Source organism: Enterococcus sp. DIV1283b, from assembly GCF_051710965.1.
Taxonomy (GTDB): Bacteria; Bacillota; Bacilli; order Lactobacillales; family Enterococcaceae; genus Enterococcus_B; species Enterococcus_B lactis.
Genome location: NZ_JBIOLR010000001.1, coordinates 1,480,091 through 1,500,307, shown reverse-complemented (window position 1 = coordinate 1,500,307; position 20,217 = coordinate 1,480,091). Strand labels below are relative to the sequence as shown.

Below are 20,217 nucleotides of genomic sequence, written 5' to 3'. Positions count from 1 at the left end.
TGTTTAATCCCCCATATTGAACGCATTTGTCTTTTTGAACACTAGCAAAGATACGCAGATAACGATGATGGAGATAATCAACGTGATGGCTGAAGCCATAGAATACTGCGGAGAAGTTCCAGTCGTAAGTTTATAAATCCATGAAATCAGGATATCAGTAGAACCAGCTCCTCCACCCACGCTTCCGGGGCCTCCATTGTTAAATAGGTAGATCATAGAAAAATTATTGAAATTCCCAGTATATTGGGTAATAAACGTTGGTGCTGCAACTAGAAATACAGCTGGAAGTGTGATATTTGAGAAACGTTGCCATGCATTTGCTCCATCGATTTTTGCTGCTTCATACAAATCTTCAGAAATCGACTGTAAAATCCCTGTAACCATTACATAGATATAGGGAAATCCTAACCATCCTTGAACTAAGATGATTGCCACTTTCGTCCAGTTCGGGTCCGTTTTCCAAGAGATTGCACTGATGTCTACAAAAGGAAGCTGGTTTATGAAAGGAATCACTTGAGTATTGATGGCACCTACGCTATCGTTGAATATATTCGAAAAACTCATGATAGTAATAAAAGCTGGGACCGCCCATGGTAATAAGAAAATGATACCGAAAATACGTTTGAATTTAATAAATTTCTGGTGAGCAACAACCGCTGTGAGAATACCAAGGGTGATTTGCAAAGTTGTTGCACATAACGTCCAGATCACGGTCCATGAAAAGACTGCAAAAAAAGTATTGCGATATGAACTCAAGAAGAAGATGCTAAAAAAGTTTTTAGCCCCTACCCAATCAATCAAACTGGCTGGTGGAATATGATTAAAGTCATAATTGGTAAATGCAGTAAATAATGTGACTAAGACTGGGAAAATGATGGTAAAAATCATGAGAAGATACGCGGGAAGTGTCAATAGATAAGGAAAACCTTCGTCACCTATATTATGTATGACTTCCTTCATCGTCCGATTGATTTTTTTGCCCTCTTTACGCATCCTTGCTACTCGATAGGCGTCTAAAAGATTCAAAGCGTAAAAAATCAAGAAAATGATCGTAATGATGAATTGCAAAGTGCCTTCAATCAAAATAAATAATGAATGATCTTCCATTGGTATACTTCCCAAAGTAACCAATCCTATCAATGCATGAAATCCGCCCAAAAGCATCTGACCAATGAATAGGACGAATATGGCGAAAAAAACGATACCTTTAAAAGTTTGGCCATTTACAAACTGCCCCATCCCCGGAATAAGTGAACAAAGCGTGATTCTTTTTTCGTTGATCTGGCTTGTTTTATCTTGCTGCATCTGAATGCCCCCTCTAAACTTGCTAAACCGCAAACTACTTTTAAGATAATGGCAACAAGAGCAAGATAATTTTCCATCTCGCTCTTGCCACCTCTATCTGAAGCACCTGTTCCATTTTTTTATAAAAATGGACGGTTATCATTTTAATCAGTATTTTTGTTCTATGGCTTCACTGATTGTTTTCACTGCTTCATCTGCGGATTCTTTTGGTGTTTTTGAACCTGATGCTGCATCGAACATCAAGTTTTCTGCACCTGTCCAAACTTCACCCATTTCTGGGATGTTTGGCATTGCTTGAGCTGTTTCATATTGTTCGATCACAGCTGTTGTTAATTCATCGTTTTTAGCCTTGGCTGTTTCCCGAGCTTGTTGGTTTGCAGGGATTTCATTTACCATTTCAAAGAATTTCTCTTGATTCTCCTGATTCGTTACATAATCGAGCCATTTTTGAGAGAGATCTTTGTTTTTAGCGTAATTGCTGACTACCCATCCTTTTCCTCCGCCAAATGGTTGATAAGGCTGTCCATTGTTTAGAGTAGGGATTTTTGCAACACCATAATTGATATTGTTTTCTTTGTATGTTTGCGCTTGCCATGGACCGTCAATAATTGCTGCAGTTTTATTGGACATGAATTGCTGGCTGGCGAAGTCTCCTGCACTTTTTATGTCTTGCATTCCCTTAGGCCAAACATTTTGGAACCAATCTGTTGCATAAGAAATTCCTTCTACAGCACCTGCATTGTTCAAACCGATATCAGAAGGATCTGTACCATCCTCACCGAATACATAGCCGCCGTAACCTGCAATCAAACCATAGGAATAATAAAAGTCAGTCCATTTAGCTAAAAATCCTGTATTTTTTCCTGCTTCTGACTCAAAAGCAAAACGACTGTCTTTGGATAGATTTTCCAAATCTTTAAACGTCGCTGGTGCTGTATCGATTAAATCTTTGTTATAGTACAAAACAAGGGTCTCGATTACTGCAGGCTCTCCATAGATTTTTCCATCATAAGTCACTTGGGCTTTGTCTGTTTCATCGTAAGCTGATTCATTTCCCAGTTTTACTTCCGCCAGATGTCCTTGCTGTCCTAACGCACCGATCCGGTCATATGCTGCCATCATAACGTCAGGTCCCTTTCCAGCAGGCCCATCTAACGCTAATGATTCCAACTGATCGAACATGTCCTTTTCTACCAGCTTGATCTTCACATCGTTTTCTTTTTCGAATGTATCTTTTATTTCGTTTATATAATCTTTATATCCAGAATCAACGGAGACTGTTAACGTTTTTCCTTCTTCCGCTTCCCCTTCTGCTGAAGAATTACCATTGCCACAAGCCGCTAATCCGCCTAAGATTCCTAAAGAGACTAACCCTAAACCTAACTTTTTCGCGCTTTGTTTTTTCATCTTCATTTCCTCCTGTGTATTCAACGTGCTGTTACACCATTATTATAATGGGCATAAATCTATATTTGCAAACGCTTTCTTGTTGTTACCGGTAACAGTTTTTCAACACATAATCAAAAATCCGTATTGCTGTATCTCTGCTTTCCCATCTTCTAATAACTGACAATTTTGACTAAGAATAACCTCATTTTCCTGTTCTACTATCCAAGGTTCTTCTGACTGACTGAAGTAAATATGGATAATCTGCCCCTCTAGTTCACGTATAAAATAAAGCTTATCTTCACGATCATTTACTATTAGCCATTGGGTAGCCCCTTCAGAAAGAATCTTAGACAACTGTTTCCTAAGAGAAACGAGTTCTTTTATAAAACCAAACAGTTCTAGATCTTGTTTTTCTTTTTCCCAGACCATACATTTTCGACAATCTGGGTCTTCTCCACCAGTCATCCCTACTTCTGTCCCATAATAGATACAAGGAGATCCTTTTTGAAGAAACATAAAAGTCATCACAGATTTCATCAACTCCTTGTTCCCATTACAAAGAGTCAAAATCCTTGCAGTATCATGAGAATCTAATAAGTTAAATGTCCCTTCGTTCACCTGATCTCTGTAAAGCATTTGCTGATGATTCATTCCGCTGACCATTTGCGAAGCTGTAACTTTCTTTTTTGCAAAATAATCTTTAATTGAATCTGTAAATGCGTAATTCATTACTGCGTGGAATTCATCCCCTTGCAGCCAGGCCTGTGAGGAATGCCAGATCTCTCCTAGGATATAGATATCAGGTTTGATGGCTGTGACTTCTTCTCTAAATTTTTTCCAAAAATGATGATCCACTTCATTAGCAACATCTAGTCGCCATCCATCAATATCGAATTCTTTTATCCAATAGGTGGCAATATCTAGTAAATATTTTTGAACCTCTGGATTTGCTGTATTTAGTTTGGGCATGAATGGAGTAAAAGCAAAAGTATCATATGGGATATTTTCAGCAGTTTCTGGCACATCAGTCATCTGATAGGAATCTACTGGGAAAAAGCGGATATGGAACCAGTCTTTATAGATTGATTTTTCTCCGTTTTCGAGTACATCTTGCCATTGGGGCGAATGGATCCCCATATGATTGAATACAGCATCAAACATGATACGTATCCCTCGTTTATGTGCTTCATCAATTAAGTTTTTTAAAAGTTTTTTATCTCCAAACGCGGGATCGACTTCATAATAGTCGATCGTATCGTACTTGTGATTGGATGTAGCTTTAAATATGGGACAAAAGTATATTCCATTGATACCAAGGTCTGTCAAATAATCCAGATGATCCATCACACCTTGTAAATCCCCGCCAAAGAAATCTTCACGGTCTGGCTCTTTGCTTCCCCAAGCCAAAGTATGCTCGGGGTCATTTGCTTTATCCCCATTTGCAAATCTTTCAGGAAAAATTTGATACCATACTGTTTCTTTCACCCATTCTGGTACAAAGAAGCGATCAATTTGATGGAAATAAGGCATTCGAAAATAAAAATTTGGTTCAGCAATCACATTTTCTCGATAAGGAAAAATTCCTTGATCACCATAGAAACAATCTGTGCTGTCTTCTCCAATAACATGGAACGCGTATTGTAATCGTCTTGTTTCACTTGTCAATTCAACTTCCCAATAATCATGAACATTTGTACTTAAACATTTTTTCATTGGTCGTTCTTTTTGATACCATTTTTCAGTTGTTATGGTATATGGATCTCCGCTTAACACATATACTTTTTTGATATCATTCTTCCGAGTACGAAGCCGGATACGTAATTTTGTATTCGTATATAGAAATGCATATTCACTTTCCGGTCGATGATAAATTGCAGCTGTGTCCATTGATTTCCTCCTTGCGATTTAATATTACGTCCTCACTATAAGTGATAGAGATAGAAAAGACAACGCTTTCAAAAAATGTTATCGGTAACAGTTTTTTTGACACTTTTCCATTACTTTTTAAACGAATTCAACAGTTAATGAAAAAATTTTTTAAAAGTTTTTAAGCTATTTTCTACCTATTTCGAGTTCTATAGTTATCTTAGTTTCTCTGCTTCTCTGCTCTCTATATTCGATACTCCTAATTAAAAAAATTTTTTAAGAGTTTTTGTTTGATCGAGTAATTTTAGATAAGTTAAGTACCCCAAATTAGCCAAGCCTAATTTTTTTCTTAAACGAAGTTAACTTATAGTGAAAAATAAGTTATAATAAGATAAGAATACTATTAATCAACTAAAGGAAGTGAATAAATGAAAGAAACAAGACAATTTATATGGACATATGCCAAGATTATTTTTGCCCTCTTTATATTAGGAGTCGCTATCAATATGTTTTTAGGGCCTCATCATATCGCTGCTGGTGGTGTCAGCGGACTAGGAATATTACTGGAAGCTGCTTTCGGTTTTGACCGTGCTATAGTCATTTTAGTATTGAATATCGTTATGTTAGTGCTAGCTCTTCTGTTTTTAGGTAAAAAACCTTTTTTCAAAGTGCTTTTTGGAAGCTTAGTTTTTCCTTTGATCATCGCGGTAGTTCCAGAGATGATGATTACTTCAGATCGGTTGTTATCGGTCATTTTTGGAAGTGCGATTTTTGCTTTAGGAGTGGCCATCTTATATAAAAATAACTCTTCCAGTGGTGGCACGACGATCCCTCCCCTCGTTTTTAAAAAATATTTCCACTTGAACACTTCAATCGGCCTATTTCTCACAGATGCTTTCGTCGTTTCTCTCAATCTGTTTGTTTTTGGAATAGAAGAATTTCTTTACGCTATTTTATCTATTGCAATCACTTCAATTGTCATGACCTATATCGAAACAGGTATCAATCGGAAGAAATCCGTCATGGTCATGAGCGAACATTCTTTGGAAGACATCCGCCTTCGCTTAAGTGCTGAAATCGGACGCGGGCTTACCTTGCTGGAGGCAAAAGGCGGCTATAACCGAAAGTCAAAAGAAGTGTTATTGATTGTTGTGACTGATCATGAATTCTCTCGAATGAAACCTCTGATAGAAGAAATTGATCCAAGCGCCTTTGTCATTGTCAACAGCGTAGCAGAAGTAATGGGACGCGGATTTACTTATCATCCAATCGAATGAGTTGGTAAGTAATCAATCCCTTTATTTTGAATGCGTTTTCTTTAACTGGTATAATAATAGAAGAAGTAAGTAAATGTTCGATTGAAAAAGAGAGGAGATTTTTATGCATAAAGGAACAGAAATCGATTTTGTAGTAAACGACAGTTTGAAAGCTCTAAAACTTTATCAAACGATCTTTGATGAAATAGAACTGATTGAGGCAACAGAGTATCCTAGAGGCAATAATGAAGTCATTTTTTCCTTGTATGGCACGCGGTTCCATATGTTGGATGAAAATCCGCCCCTTGGTCTGACTGCCCCTACTGCTGAACATCCAAATACGATCTGGTTCAATATCATCGTCTCTGACATTAAGGACACACATAATAAAGCATTACGAAATGGCTGTGTAGAGATCCAAGAAATGACAGAAATGATGGACTTTGGTGTGACCAATTCGATGTTCAGGGATCCTTTTGGTTATTTATGGATGCTTCATCAGGTTCATCGTGAAGTAAGTTTTGAAGAAAGAAAACAACTTTTTGAAAAATATATGTAAAGTTCATGATGAGATTAGTTCTTGTCACTGATATTTTTTGTAAATGTTCTTATTAGAGGAAGCAAGTTTGTTCCATTTGCTTTCTCTTTTTTCCTTGAACAATCAATTTCTTTGCTTTTCGTAATTAAGTTGTGTACAATTGGATTGTACAAAATATAATAAAAGGTGGTAATCTTATGAAAAAAATGTATTCTACAAAAATGATCAACACAGGCGGACGTTCTGGAGAAGTCCATAATCCTGATCACACATTCGAATTAAATATTGCAGCTCCTGGTAAACGCGTTGAAAACGCAACAAATCCTGAACAATTGTTTGCAGCTGGTTTCAGTGCCTGTTTCAACAGTGCATTGGAGTTGATTAAACAACAAAAAAATATTTCTGGCGCTTCTACTGTCAGCGCACAAGTTTCTCTTTATTCTGAAAGTGAAATGAGCTTTGTCTTAGGCGTAGAGATTGAAGGATCTATCGAAGGTCTTTCTCTAGAAGAAACCCAAGAATTATTAGAAGCTGCACATAAAGTGTGCCCTTATTCAAAAGCGACAGCTGGAAATATCGAAGTTACTCTAAAAGCTGTTAGTGAATAGACTTTTTTGTGTAAATCCGCTATGATACACTATAGTAAAACAGCGGAGGTGGAAAAATGGAAGATCTATATTTAGCTAATCAAGTATGTTTTCCTTTATATGCCGCCTCTAAGGAGATCATTAGACACTACACTCCCCTTCTCAAACCGCTGGATCTTACCTATACCCAGTATCTTGTGATGCTAGTTTTATGGGAAAAGAAAAAGACTACAGTGAAAGAGCTAGGAAATGATTTGTGTCTGGATTCTGGTACGCTAACTCCCTTACTGAAGAAGTTAGCAGAAAAAAATTATATCAAGCGTCAGCGTGAAACGGATGATGAAAGAATCGTAAATGTTACGCTCACTTCTCAAGGAGTTGCGTTGCAAAAACAAGCAGAAGGTATTCCACAAAAGATCAAGTCTTATCTTCCACTTGAACAGGAAGAATTGGATACACTGCAACATCTGACCCGAAAAATGCTAGATAATTTTCATCAAGACCAGAAAAAGGGCTGAAACTGCTAGATGAACGATTTTATGAGGAAAACCAACTCATAAGATAACGTCATTTAGCAGTTTTTCTTTTTGCTCTTTTCCTTTCTTATTTTCGTATTCCATCATATAATGAATAACGTGTTTATTTTTGTTATTTGGAGGTTGTCAAATTGTCCGTTTATCAGCGTTTTTTGGCGAATGAAAAAATACGCCGCCTCACGGTTTTATTATCTGTTATTTTTGTACTTTTCTTAGTAAGAAGTATGATTACAACCATTTTACTCACATTTATCTTTACTTACTTGATGATTCACCTTGTTCAGATCATTCAGCGATTTGTCCGAATTCCTACAGGTATTTTAGCCATCATGATTTATACATTGATTGTTTATCTTATCTATCTGGCATTCACAAAGTATATCCCGATGCTTATTCATCAAACATTCGATATGATCCAATCTGTTATTGATTTTTACGAGCATCAACCAAAAGATGCAGATCCAGTTTTACAATACATCCACAATTATATCGAGCGGAACGATTTCTTTGAACAGCTTCAAAATGGTGCGTCAATTGCGCTTGGCTATTTACAAGATATAGGAAAACTGGCCGTGGCGTTCGCTATGTCGTTCATCTTAAGTTTCTTTTTTATGATTGAAAAGCAAAAAACGATTTTATTCTCACGGTTATTTCTAAAAAGTGAATTTTCTTGGTTCTTTCAAGATCTATATTATTTTGCCGATAAGTTTGTCAACACATTTGGCTTAGTATTAGAAGCTCAATTTATTATTGCTCTTTTAAACACTCTGCTCACAACTATTGCCTTGGCCGCATTTGGCTTTCACCAACTGCTGAGTTTAGCGATTATGATATTCATTCTGAGTCTGATCCCAGTAGCAGGCGTTATTATTTCTTGTATTCCTCTATCTTTCATTGCTTATTCCCAAGGAGGAATCAGAGATGTTGTTTATATCCTGATGACGATTTTGGTTGTGCATCTGATCGAATCTTATGTACTGAACCCAAAATTGATGTCTAGCAAAACAGACTTGCCGATTTTTTATACATTCGTGGTCTTGCTTGTTAGTGAACGATTCTTTGGCGTTTGGGGATTGATTGTCGGCATTCCGATCTTCACCTTCTTTTTAGATGTGCTGAAAGTGAAAAAGATTCCAAATCATTCACCAAGAGAAACAGATATCCTTTAAATTAAAAATGAAGAAAGATAAAAATTAAAACGACCCTAAATATCAGATTTAGAATCTGTTATTCAGGGTCGTTTTATTGATACTTTTTTCGTTTGAAAAAATGTGTTCTCCGACATTCTTCAAATGTCAGTGTCATCTATTTTGTTTAAATCTTTTTACAGAAAACATTGTTGTTATACTTAATAGAATGATTCCGCTCCACAGTATAACTTTATTTTGTGCTTCTCCAGATTTTGGCAGCTGTTTATTTTTCGTATCAGAACTAGCAAGGATTGTATCTTTGCTACTTTTTAAAGTCTCAGCTGGGTGAGGGCTATCAAATCGTTGTGTGTGTGTATTCTGCTTCTCTTCATTTATTTGTCGAATGGTTGTATTTATTTTTTGACTCTCTTTCTTTTCATCCTTTTGGGTGCCTATCTCTTTTGCCGTTATATTTGTTTCAGGTGTTTTTTCTGGCATTTCTGGGGCCACATCTGGCTTTTCTTCTGGAAACCTATTTGGTGTTTCTGGATTCTTAACCTCATTATCCGTGTCTGGTTTTTCTTCTGGTGTTACTTCGTTGCTAGAGTCTGTATCTGGTTCTGGAGTCACATCTGGTTTCTCTGGATTCTCAGTTTCATTATCTGTGCCTGGTTTTGTTTCCGGTATTGTTTCGTTTCCAGAGTCTGTATCTGGTTCTGGATGGACATCTGGTTTTTCTTCGGGAGTTGTTTCAGGTTTTGATTCATTGTCTGGCTCTGGCTTCATTTCTGTATCAGGCTCTTCACCAGGTTCTATTTCCGGTTGCTGTTCTCCGTCTGGATTTTCTGTAGGCGGTATATCAGGCTTGTTTTCATTTTCTGGTTTATCCGTTGGTTCCCCAACAAGATCTCCTCCTCCTGAGTCGCTTGCTGAATCTTGCTCAACTGTCTGCCGTTGACTATACGGCGTCAGATAATGAAGATCGTTCGGTGACCCATCTGATACTTTGACAGTAAACAGTGCTGGTTTTAGCAAGTCCTGATTTAATGTGACGGTGAAAGTAAATGTTGCTTGCTTGTGTTGGATAGACAAAGTATTCTCGTCATAACTGATCAATAAAGCAGGGTCAACATTCTCAAATGTAACAGCTGATTGTCGTATCGGTGCTAAGTCTCCCGAATAATCAACTGTTGCTTTGATGGTCGCTGTTTGTCCTTTTTTTAATTTTGTGACACCTGAATTGAAGGAAGAAAATTCATCTTGGAAAGTAATTCGATTGACATTGGCCCATTTGACTTCTGCCCAATTTGCTGTTCCTATCTCCTCTGTATGCACTGTCTGATTTATAGTAAGCGATAAGCTTAAGGCTGTAAATGTTGAGATTAAGATGGTTGGATATCTCATAACTCTCTCACTCCTTGATTTTTTTGTATGCAAGAAATAAGATAGTAGAGATTGTGCCTATATGTTTACTGTATTTTTGTCTAGATTCATGAAAAAAACAGTAATATTTTCAAGTTTTAACAATTTAACTAAAAAGGAGCGCCCTTCATGCAAACCCAAGAAGCGATAAAAACGTATCTTTTGAAGAAAAAAAGCAATATAAAATTAGATATTTTTCTTTTCCTGTCTGAACATCGTTTCTTTATTACTACACAATATTTAGCAGATCATTTCCATATGTCTGAATCAAATTTTTTATTATACATCAAAGAATTAGAACAAGATTTTGAGCGTCTAAATCTAACAAAACTGCATATTGATAAACAAAAGCCTTTTTTGAAGTTGAATTTTGAAGGAATTGATCCGGCTTATTGCTACTATCGTCTATTTGGAAGGTACTGCAACGAATCGGTCAGTTATCAGATCTTGACTTCTTTGTTCAGTTGTCAGACAAATTCGATTATTAGTTTAAGTCAGCAAACGAATTATAGTGCCTCTTATCTGTATACGAAAATGAAAAAAATCAATGCATTTTTAGCATTGTATGGTTTGTCTGTCTCCTTTTCTAATAATGGAAGAAAGTCTTTTTCTGGAAAAGAAGTACAAATCCAATATGCAGCATTAGATATTTATTGGAATATCTTTTCAAGTACTGCTGCAGATTTTTATGATGAAGATCCACAAGTAGTTGCTTTTATGATGAATACTTTTTTTAAAAAAGAGGTACTTGACCGACTGAATAGCGGTATGATGGATAAATTGTATTTGCTGTTGAAAATATGTAAAGAGAATTTTCCGGCTACTTCTGTGAAAGGTGTACAAAGAGAATTTGAAGAGTATGAATATATTGACTTTTTTATTGATCCCTCTGTCGATATTTTGCGCCCCAATCTGCCAATTTGTCGCGAACAACGCATCTTAGTGAATATTTTAGCTCGGCTTTCTATCACGAAAATCGAATCAGAAAAAACAAGTGTGGAGCAATACGAACTTTTAAGAAAAGCAAATGTTCCTCATGTTCTTTATTCAAGAAAAATGGTGGAATCCTTTTGTACAGTATTTGATTTGTTTATACCTGAAAAAGAAAAAATTCTTTACTCGTTGGCGTTCGCACGAAATAAACTTTATAATGGATTTCTTAACTTCAATCAACCAAATACGCCCCTTCCTACTTTTATGCTTTATCAAGAGCATAACGTATTGAAAGAAATCCAAACAGCTATCGAACGTTTTTACATGGATTTCAGAGAACAAAATCAACATATGCTGCCAGATATTTTAGAAAAGGAAAATGTGTTATGGATGGTCGAAGATCTAGTACATTTATATGATCGTTACAAAAAACAACCGCTGATCGTGATTGGTGTGAACTATACGCGTGATTTTTATATCAGTAAAGATTTGATTGTTAAGATAGAACAAATTTTTTCAAATGAATCGATCAAAATACAAAACGATTTTATGGAGAACTGTGACATCGTTATCAGCGACTGCCCTTTGAAACAGTTGCCTTCCCACATCAAAAAAATATATATTTTAAAGGGAATCATCACACCAGAAGATTGGAAAAAAGTGATTATGAGGATTTCAGAATACATTTTTGAATTAAAAGAAGAGGCTCTTATGAACCAATCGGAAAAAGAAAATCAAGATAACCTCTAGTGCCTAGACCAAAGAAGTGACATAAATCCGTATACTGTTAAAAAGCATACGGATTTATGTCACAAAAGTTTGAATATCTTTTTCGTTTACATAATAAAATTATAAATTATTTACTGGTTTTCTTTACGTTCGTTTCCTTTTTCAATTGCTTCCCATAATCCATTTAGATATACCGCACCTAATGCTCGATCATATAAGCCATATCCTGGTCTTCCTGTCTCATTCCAAATCATTCTGCCATGATCAGGGCGGATGTATCCGTCAAATCCATTGTCATACATTGTTTTTAGTATACGGTACATGTCTAATGAACCGTATTCTGATTTATGCGGTGCCTCATAGAAATCTCGATTAGCTAAAAACTTGATATTTCGAACGTGAGCAAATGGGATCCGGTCTCTTTGGCAAAATTCTGCTAAAATTTCATACACATCATTTTCTGGATCTTCTGCAATACTTCCTGTACAAAGAGTGATTCCGTTAGAAGGACTGTCTACTACTCGGCACAACCAATCTAGATCTTCTCGATTCTTTACGATTCGTGGTAATCCAAAAATCGAGTACGGCGGATCATCTGGGTGTACAGCCATTTTGACCCCTACCTCTTCACATGTCGGGATGATTGAGTGAAGAAAATAGGCAAAATTTTCTCGAAGTTTTTCTTCGTCTACTGATGCATACGCTTCAAGCAAAGATTTGATATGAGCTAAGCGTTCAGGTTCCCACCCCGGCAACTCGAATTCATTGCTGGACTGTTCGATACGTTCGACGATTTCTTTTGGATCATCTGGAATATCAGCGGATATAAAAGCTAACGTAGATGAGCCATCTTCTAAGCGGTAATCAAGATCAGATTTGACCCAATCAAATACAGGCATAAAATTATAGCAGATGACTTCTATTCCATATTCTGCCAAGTTTCGGATCGTCTGCTTATAGTTTTCGATATACTGCTCACGGGACGGTAATCCAATTTTAATGGCATCATGCACATTGACGCTTTCGATAACCTTTAGTGTCAATCCACGAGACTCAATTTCTTCTTTTAATTCTTTGATCCGTTCCCTAGGCCACACTTCTCCTACTGGTATATCCATCAATGTGCCTACAATACCTTTGACTGCAGGTATTTGTCTGATTTCATCTAAAGTAATCTTTTCCTCTTGTGAACCGTACCATCTAAAAGTCATTTCCATTATAAAGTTCCTCCATGTTCTTGTAAGTAATTCTGTAATGTTTTTCGTACGGCATTGGGTCCTGCCAACATTTTGATGAACATTTCTTCTATTTTTCTGCCAATCTCAGCTTGATAAAGATCTACACCAAAAATTTCTTTATTTGACAAAATAGGAGCAATTTTCTCTTGGATATGTGAGGTATCTTGCGTACCCAATTGAATGTCAGAAAGCCTGTGCTGAAGTTCTATCAGCAAAGGATCTGGACTCGGTGTGAATGGTTTTCCTTGATCATCAAGGCCAATAAGGTATCGAAGCCAAGCAGCAAGAATCAATGGGATGAATATAAGAGTCTGCGGGTCTTTATTTTCTATTTCCATATATTTTTTAATCGTCTCACCGTAACGAATCGCAACTTTTTGAGAGGTATCCGTGGCGATTCGCTGAGGCATGTCAGGAATATTTGGATTAGAAAATCGCACAGTGACTACTTCTTCAAGAAAGGTCTTTGGATCAATTATTCCAGGCGATTCTACGACTGGAAGACCTTCATTGTACCCAATTTCAGAAACTAACAGCGACAAATCTGGATCATTCATCTCCTCAGCTATACTCCTATAACCCAGTAAACAACCCATAATAGCTAAAGCCGTATGCAAAGGATTAAGACAAGTCGTCACTTTCATCGTATCTGCTTTATCTACCGTTGCACGATCAGTCAAGAACACTCCAGCTTTTTCGAATCTCGGACGTCCGTTTGGAAAATGATCTTCCATGATTAAATAATGGATGTCTTCTGTATTGACGAATGGCGCAATATTGGTTCCCTTTGCGGTTTGCAAGATCGACATATTTGAAAAGCCTTCTTCTGCCAACATTCTGCTAACTGATATGGAAGGATTCGGGGTGATACGATCAATCATTGTCCATGGAAACGCAACGATTTCTTCATTCGATAAGTATTGGATAAATGTTTCTGGTACATAACCTTCCTTTTGCCATTCTTTTGCGATCGTTAGCAACGAAGTACGTAATTGACTGCCGTTTTGTGAAAAATTATCTGTAGAGACAAGTGCAATCGGCCAAGCTCCCGATAAAAACCGTCTATAAAGTAGTGCAGCAAGAATACTCATCGTATGTGATGGATTTTTCGGACCGTTTTTTATATCAACTGCAATCGGTCCTATATATTTATTACTTGTATCTTTCAATCGATAACCTTTTTCAGTAATAGCAAAAGTAACTAATTGTAAACTCGGATTTTCAAAGTGCCCAATCATCTTAGCAAAGTGTTCCGAGCAATCTGGATGACAATACAGACTGTCAGCTGTCGCAGCTAATACACGTTTGACAAATTTTCCGCTGCTTAGCATGACCACTTCAAGAATCAAATCATCAAAATCTCGGTAAGCCTTTTCAATTATTTCTTCATCGAATGTTTCACAAACAATGACACCAGTGGGCAATTCGCCTTGATCCGCTAAACGTTGAGCGATTTCTGCATGAAATCCTCGATAAAGATTTCCGCCACCGAAATGGATCCAGACAGGATTTCTTTGTCCAGTTTCTCTTAATGATGCACGGTCAAAATGAGGTATTTCTACTTCTTTTTGAGATAATTCAGGAATAAAGTTCTTCCAGTTGTTTAAATCAATCATTTTTCCCCTCCTAAACTAACATATCAGTTTTTGTCTTCAAATGAATTTTATGCAATAAAAACCGCTGTGTCAATCAAAATTTTTCTTTTTATACAAATTTACTAGTTAAAGTGACATATCAGATTGTTTTTCAGGTTTCTTCTGTTATACTACGTTCATAGAAATGATTTTGGAGGTATAAAAATGAAAAGTAGCTTGCAATCTCAAGCTTATCAAGCGATTCGTAAACAAATCATCTATGCGGACCTAGAACCTGGAAGGAAAATATCTGAGAAGGCGTTGGAGGAACATCTTTCTATCGGCCGGACCCCCATTCGCGAAGCATTGATTCAACTACGTCAGCAAGAACTCGTGTACACAGTTCCTCAAAGTGGTACGTATGTTTCAAGAATCAATCTCGATTCTGCAGAAAATGCTCGCTTTGTTCGAGAACAATTAGAACAGCAGATCATGATCGAATGCTGTTCCAAATTGGACAATCAAACACGAATAGTTTTAGCAACGATTTTAGAAGAACAAGAAAAAGCAGCCCAAATAAAGGATGAACGTGCGTTTTTTCGTGCAGATAATTTATTTCATGAAGCTTGTTTCGAAATTGCCGGCAGAAAAGAAGTTTGGAATTGGTTAGATGACCACAATACCCATTTAGAACGTTTTCGTTGGTTAAGAGTGACCATCCAAGGGCTTCCATGGGAAACGATCATGGAACAACATGAAGATTTATTCAGAGCCTTAGTCGATAAAAAACCAGAAGAAGCTCGTTTTCAAACGGGATTGCACTTGCACATGATGCTGAAAGAACAAGAAACTGTCACTCAACGTTATCCTGAGTATTTCAAGTAGTTGTATTTTTTTGTGCCTCTTCCATTTTATAATTAACCAGCGTTTTTGAGTAATCTTTATTAAATAACAAAATATTCATTGACTTTCTAACTCCAACTAAATTACAATTATTATAAATAAATAATTATTATTGGAGGTTTTACTATGTCATTGATTGGGAAAAGAATCGAAGAATTTAACGCTCAAGCTTATCATCAAGGAGAATTTTTAGAAATTAGCGAGAAAGACCTTATGGGGAATTGGAGCATCCTATGTTTCTACCCAGCAGATTTCACTTTTGTTTGTCCCACTGAACTAGAAGACTTACAAGAACAATACAGCACCTTGAAATCTTTGGGCGTTGAAGTCTTTTCTTGCTCTACAGATACCCATTTTACTCACAAAGCATGGCATGATACATCAGATGCTATTGGTAAAATCGAATACACGATGATTGGCGATCCTTCGCATCGGGTTTCTCGTATTTTTGATGTGTTGGATGAAGAACAAGGATTAGCTCAACGAGGAACATTTATTATTGATCCAGACGGCATCGTTCAAGCCATGGAAATCAATGCAGATGGAATTGGTCGTGATGCTAGTGCACTGATTGATAAGATACGGGCTGCTCAATATGTACGTACCCACCCAGGTGAAGTTTGTCCGGCAAAATGGAAAGAAAGTGGCGAAACATTGAAACCAAGTTTTGATCTTGTTGGAAAAATTTAGGTGGTCGACATGTTAGATAAAGAAACTAAACAAAACCTCGAACAATATTTAGCACTGATTGAATCTCCTATTGTTTTTTCTGTTAGTTTGGATACTAGTGAAAATAGTCAAAAATTAGCAGAATTTACGAAGGAAATATCAGAAATGTCTCCTAAAATCTCTTGGGAAAAAAAAGAGTTGACGCGGACACCTAGTTTTTCTATCAGCCCTCTTGGCAAAGAAAGTGGAATTGTTTTTGCTGGTATCCCCCTCGGTCATGAATTTGCTTCTTTTTTACTAGCACTGTTGCAAATTAGTGGACGGGAACCGAAAATTAGTGAATCTTTGAGTCTCAAAATCAAACAAATCAAACAAACGCTGCATTTTGACAGTTATGTCAGCTTGACTTGTCATAATTGTCCCGACGTTGTACAGGCATTGAATATATTAGCTGTATTAAATCCAAATATTACTCATACGATGATTGAAGGCGGTATGTTCCAAAAAGAAATCGATGATAAACAAATCATGGCAGTGCCAACAGTGTTTTTAAATGGTGAAGAATTTAGTAGCGGACGCATGACGATCGAACAAATCGTTGAAAAAATCACTGGTCCTTTGGTTGAAGAAGAATTATTTGAAAAAAAACCTTATGATGTATTGGTGGTCGGTGGCGGACCAGCAGCTAGTAGTGCAGCTATCTATGCCGCACGTAAAGGAATCCGCACAGGGATTGTTGCTGACTCCTTTGGTGGACAAGTCGTTGAAACACTGGGCATTGAAAATATGATTGGCACCCCTTACACAGAAGGGCCAAAATTGATGCAGCAAGTAGAAAATCATGTGCGTAGTTACCCTATCGATATTATGATCAATCAACAGGCTGTTTCCTTAAATAAAGAGCAAGATTTTATCAATATCGGCTTGGCTAACGGCATATCACTTCAAGCAAAAACGGCAATTATTGCGACAGGTGCGCATTGGCGTTCTATCAATGTACCGGGCGAAAAAGAGTTTAAAAATAAAGGAATTGCTTATTGTCCACACTGTGACGGCCCTCTATTCAAAGGAAAAGAAATTGCTGTTATCGGTGGTGGTAATTCTGGTGTTGAAGCAGCAATCGATTTGGCTGGGTTAGCAAAACATGTATATGTTCTAGAATTCTTACCAGAATTAAAAGCAGATCAAATCTTACAGGATAAACTAGTCTCTCTTGCGAATGTCACTGTTATCAAACATGCAGCGACGAAAGAAATCAGCGGTACGAATCAGGTAGAATCTCTCTCCTATATCGATCGCCGTACGATGGAGATGCATACACTAGCTGTTTCAGGAGTATTCATTCTAGTCGGCTTACTTCCTAATACGGATTGGCTAGATGGAACGATCGACATGAACCCAAGAAATGAAATAGTGACCGAGAAAAATGGCGCAACGAATATCCCCGGCGTTTTCGCGGCTGGTGATTGTACAGATAGTCCATACAAACAAATCATCGTTTCAATGGGTTCAGGAGCTACTGCAGCTTTAGGAGCATTCGATTATCTGATGCGCACTTGAGCTATGAAGATTGTACAAAAGACAGATAGAGGTTGTGAGCCTGCCGTTCAGCTCCGAGTCACAAGGAATTGGCAGGAGAACACCGTTTGTTCGGAAAAAAGGATTGTGACAAAAATTTTGTCACAATCCTTTTTGTCTTTTTTTTTTTGAATCATCACTTTTTCTTCTCTTTTTTTTATATACTATAAGTAGTAAATAGTTTGAGAGAAGAAAGGTGACTGATTATGGTGCAAAATCGTATTTTTAAGACAAGTTTTGCAAGCGTTTATCCCATGTATGTAGCAAAAGCAGAGAGAAAAGGTCGTACAAAAGAGGAAGTAAATGAAATCATTTGCTGGCTGACAGGTTATTCCCAAACAGAACTAGAAGAGCAACTACAAAAACAAGTGACTTTCGAACAATTTTTTGCGGAAGCCCCTGCCCCCAATTCTTCTCGTTCTTTGATTACAGGTGTTGTTTGTGGTGTGCGAGTAGAAAATATCGAGGATAACTTGATGAAAGAAATTCGTTATTTAGATAAAATGATCGATGAGCTAGCAAAAGGCAAAAAAATGGAAAAGATCCTCAGAAAATGATTTTCCCCAAGAAGCTCTTCTCCTTCGCTCATTTTGCAACGTTTGATTTGGTAAAATGACTAGTTCACGTTAAAATAAGTCAAAGGAGGTTTTCTTATATGTTTGAGACAATTAAACAAAATATTCAAAAATACGCCTTATTAAGAGCTGCTGTTTATATTATTTCTGGGATTGCGATTGTGCTAAACCCTTCTGCTGTTTTTCATTTTATCGGTTATCTGATCACTGCCTATCTTGTTTTGCTTGGGTTGTTGAATCTTTTTGAGGCTTACCGTTTTAAAAGGAAAACAGGTTCTTGGAGTATCGGTCTGTTTAGTGGTCTTTTTTTCCTGATCTGCGCGCTGATTGTTTATGCTTTTGCACCTGCAATCGTTTCTATCCTGCCGATTCTTCTTGGATTAGCTGTTATCATCAACAGCTTGTTCCAGTTGTTCTTCAGTATGAATACAAAAGCTAAAAGTTGGAGTGTGTATAGTATTCTGTTGTTGATTGGCGGATTCGTCTTATTGTTCAATCCATTCAAAAGCTTGATGGTTCTATTTCAAATATTCGGTTTCATCTTGATTTTCATGGGCATCCAGGAGATCATCAATTTTATCAGAATAAGAAAAATGACTATACGTTAATCGTTTTTAGTTATTAAAATAGACTGTTTAAAAACCAACAAACCCAAAAAAATACTTTTGGTTTGTTGGTTTTTTTATGAGTATATTTTCCTATTTTTTCAATAATATATGTTATGCTAAGTTCGGGCTATATTTTATACAAAGGAATGATGAGAATGGAATTTATTGGTATTTTATGCCTGATATTGATTTCAACAACGATTGGCTCACATATCTCTAGGAGATTAGGTATTCCAGCAGTAATCGGACAATTACTTGTTGGTGTTTTGCTAGGACAAGCTGGATTGAATTGGGTCAAACCGGATATTCTAGTCCATGACTTCTCGGAGATTGGTGTAATCTTATTGATGTTTTTAGCTGGTCTGGAAAGTGATTTATCTCTTTTAAGAAAATATTTCCGACCAGGCATGTTTGTTGCTTTACTTGGAATCATCTTCCCTGTTGTTTTTGGCTGGCTAACAGGCGAGGCATTCCAAGTTTCGGGAAATGAAGCGATTTTCTTTGGAATTATTCTTGCAGCAACTTCTGTCAGTATTTCAGTTGAGGTATTAAAGGAACTAAACGTGGTGAATACGAAAGAAGGCTCAACTATTTTAGGTGCTTCTGTTGTAGATGACATTTTAGTCGTTTTAGTCCTAAGTTTCAGTCTATCTTTTCTCACTGGGGAAGCTTCTAGCAATGCTTCTTTACCGCTTGTTTTGATTGAACAGCTCGTTTACTTTGTTTTTATTTTCTTATTAGTCAAATGGATTGCACCCTTCTTGCTTTCATTTGCAGAAAAAGTGTACGCAAATTCTTCTATTATCATCGTATCGCTAGTTATTTGTTTAGGTATGTCTTACGTAGCGGATCTTGTGGGTCTTAGTTCTGTCATTGGTGCCTTTTTTGCTGGGATAGCAGTCAGTCAGACGAAGGTCAAAGAAGAAGTATACCACAATGTTGAAGCTTTAGGATATGCAGTATTTATACCAGTATTTTTTGTCAGTGTAGGATTAGAAGTTGATTTTTCTGACTTTGGTGAGCAGCTGCTCTTTATTTCTATATTGACGCTTGTAGCGATTTTGACCAAATTGCTTGGAGGATATTTTGGTGCTCAGATTGCCGGTTTTTCTCAACATAGTTCGTTGATGGTCGGGGCTGGTATGATTTCGCGTGGAGAAATGGCTTTGATCATTTTGCAAATTGGACAGCAAAGTCAATTAATCGAACCACAGTACTATTCACCTTTAGTAATCGTGATTTTATTAAGTACACTTATTTCTCCACTTGTTCTGAAATATTTTACAAAAAAAGTTTATGAAGTGTGAGTGATCTAGAAAGAGGTCGTGAACCTGTCGTTTATTCGAAAAAAGGACTGTGACGATACCGTCGCAGTCCTTTT

18 protein-coding genes are annotated in these 20,217 nt (G+C 36.9%); 12 read left to right on the top strand and 6 right to left on the bottom strand.

What is annotated here, in order from left to right; all coding sequences use genetic code 11:
* Positions 1-3: 3 nt before the first annotated feature.
* The 3 genes from IGJ53_RS07380 to IGJ53_RS07370 form a co-directional block, all read right to left on the bottom strand.
* Positions 4-1,305, bottom strand: coding sequence for a carbohydrate ABC transporter permease (locus IGJ53_RS07380; protein ID WP_010732598.1), 1,302 nt, complete (start codon positions 1,303-1,305; stop codon positions 4-6).
* Between the two features lie 147 nt (positions 1,306-1,452).
* The gene (locus IGJ53_RS07375) at positions 1,453-2,712 is read right to left on the bottom strand and encodes an extracellular solute-binding protein (protein WP_010732597.1); all 1,260 of its coding nucleotides are present in this window, start codon (positions 2,710-2,712) and stop codon (positions 1,453-1,455) included.
* Positions 2,713-2,814: 102 nt separating this feature from the next.
* Positions 2,815-4,581, bottom strand: coding sequence for a glycoside hydrolase family 13 protein (locus tag IGJ53_RS07370; protein ID WP_010732596.1), 1,767 nt, complete (start codon positions 4,579-4,581; stop codon positions 2,815-2,817).
* Between the two features lie 407 nt (positions 4,582-4,988).
* Between IGJ53_RS07370 and IGJ53_RS07365 the strand changes: the two genes are divergently transcribed.
* The 5 genes from IGJ53_RS07365 to IGJ53_RS07345 all read left to right on the top strand — a co-directional run bounded on the left by IGJ53_RS07365 (position 4,989) and on the right by IGJ53_RS07345 (position 8,646).
* Positions 4,989-5,837 carry a YitT family protein gene (locus IGJ53_RS07365; RefSeq protein ID WP_002290725.1) on the top strand — a complete coding sequence of 283 codons (849 nt, stop codon included), beginning with the start codon at positions 4,989-4,991 and terminating at the stop codon, positions 5,835-5,837.
* A 103-nt stretch (positions 5,838-5,940) separates the two neighbouring features.
* Positions 5,941-6,375, top strand: coding sequence for a VOC family protein (locus tag IGJ53_RS07360; RefSeq protein ID WP_010732595.1), 435 nt, complete (start codon positions 5,941-5,943; stop codon positions 6,373-6,375).
* Between the two features lie 176 nt (positions 6,376-6,551).
* On the top strand, positions 6,552-6,962 hold the full coding sequence (locus IGJ53_RS07355; protein WP_002290719.1) for an organic hydroperoxide resistance protein: 411 nt from the start codon (positions 6,552-6,554) through the stop codon (positions 6,960-6,962).
* Between the two features lie 56 nt (positions 6,963-7,018).
* Complete coding sequence (locus IGJ53_RS07350) at positions 7,019-7,459, top strand: MarR family winged helix-turn-helix transcriptional regulator (protein ID WP_002290718.1); 441 nt, start codon at positions 7,019-7,021, stop codon at positions 7,457-7,459.
* Between the two features lie 149 nt (positions 7,460-7,608).
* Entirely contained in the window at positions 7,609-8,646 is a 1,038-nt protein-coding gene (locus IGJ53_RS07345; protein ID WP_010732594.1) for an AI-2E family transporter, read from the top strand.
* A 132-nt stretch (positions 8,647-8,778) separates the two neighbouring features.
* On the opposite strand, the gene IGJ53_RS07340 is transcribed toward IGJ53_RS07345, so the two are convergent.
* Positions 8,779-10,011 (bottom strand): LPXTG cell wall anchor domain-containing protein, encoded by a 1,233-nt coding sequence (locus tag IGJ53_RS07340; protein ID WP_010732593.1) that lies wholly within the window; start codon positions 10,009-10,011, stop codon positions 8,779-8,781.
* A 147-nt stretch (positions 10,012-10,158) separates the two neighbouring features.
* Here IGJ53_RS07340 and IGJ53_RS07335 point away from each other — a divergent pair, with 147 nt between their 5' ends.
* Positions 10,159-11,712 (top strand): helix-turn-helix domain-containing protein, encoded by a 1,554-nt coding sequence (locus tag IGJ53_RS07335; protein WP_010732592.1) that lies wholly within the window; start codon positions 10,159-10,161, stop codon positions 11,710-11,712.
* 110 nt (positions 11,713-11,822) lie between these two features.
* Here the strand turns inward: IGJ53_RS07335 and uxuA are convergent, their stop codons facing one another.
* Both uxuA and IGJ53_RS07325 read right to left on the bottom strand, forming a co-directional pair.
* On the bottom strand, positions 11,823-12,908 hold the full coding sequence (gene uxuA, locus IGJ53_RS07330; protein WP_010732591.1) for a mannonate dehydratase: 1,086 nt from the start codon (positions 12,906-12,908) through the stop codon (positions 11,823-11,825).
* On the bottom strand, positions 12,908-14,545 hold the full coding sequence (locus IGJ53_RS07325; RefSeq protein ID WP_259741813.1) for a mannitol dehydrogenase family protein: 1,638 nt from the start codon (positions 14,543-14,545) through the stop codon (positions 12,908-12,910). Before IGJ53_RS07325 ends, uxuA begins: the two co-directional genes overlap by 1 nt.
* Positions 14,546-14,728: 183 nt before the next feature.
* Here IGJ53_RS07325 and IGJ53_RS07320 point away from each other — a divergent pair, with 183 nt between their 5' ends.
* The 6 genes from IGJ53_RS07320 (at position 14,729) to IGJ53_RS07295 (ending at position 20,143) form a co-directional block, all read left to right on the top strand.
* A complete protein-coding gene (locus IGJ53_RS07320; protein WP_259741812.1) occupies positions 14,729-15,388 on the top strand; it encodes a GntR family transcriptional regulator in 660 nt (219 codons plus the stop codon).
* Positions 15,389-15,532: 144 nt separating this feature from the next.
* The gene (ahpC, locus tag IGJ53_RS07315) at positions 15,533-16,096 is read left to right on the top strand and encodes an alkyl hydroperoxide reductase subunit C (protein WP_010732588.1); all 564 of its coding nucleotides are present in this window, start codon (positions 15,533-15,535) and stop codon (positions 16,094-16,096) included.
* 9 nt (positions 16,097-16,105) lie between these two features.
* Positions 16,106-17,635 (top strand): alkyl hydroperoxide reductase subunit F, encoded by a 1,530-nt coding sequence (gene ahpF, locus IGJ53_RS07310; RefSeq protein ID WP_010732587.1) that lies wholly within the window; start codon positions 16,106-16,108, stop codon positions 17,633-17,635.
* A 224-nt stretch (positions 17,636-17,859) separates the two neighbouring features.
* Positions 17,860-18,210 carry a DUF2200 domain-containing protein gene (locus tag IGJ53_RS07305; protein ID WP_259741811.1) on the top strand — a complete coding sequence of 117 codons (351 nt, stop codon included), beginning with the start codon at positions 17,860-17,862 and terminating at the stop codon, positions 18,208-18,210.
* A 98-nt stretch (positions 18,211-18,308) separates the two neighbouring features.
* Positions 18,309-18,836: an HdeD family acid-resistance protein gene (locus tag IGJ53_RS07300; protein WP_002373323.1), complete on the top strand. Its 528-nt coding sequence runs from the start codon at positions 18,309-18,311 to the stop codon at positions 18,834-18,836.
* 155 nt (positions 18,837-18,991) lie between these two features.
* Entirely contained in the window at positions 18,992-20,143 is a 1,152-nt protein-coding gene (locus IGJ53_RS07295) for a cation:proton antiporter (protein WP_259741809.1), read from the top strand.
* Positions 20,144-20,217 lie beyond the last annotated feature (74 nt).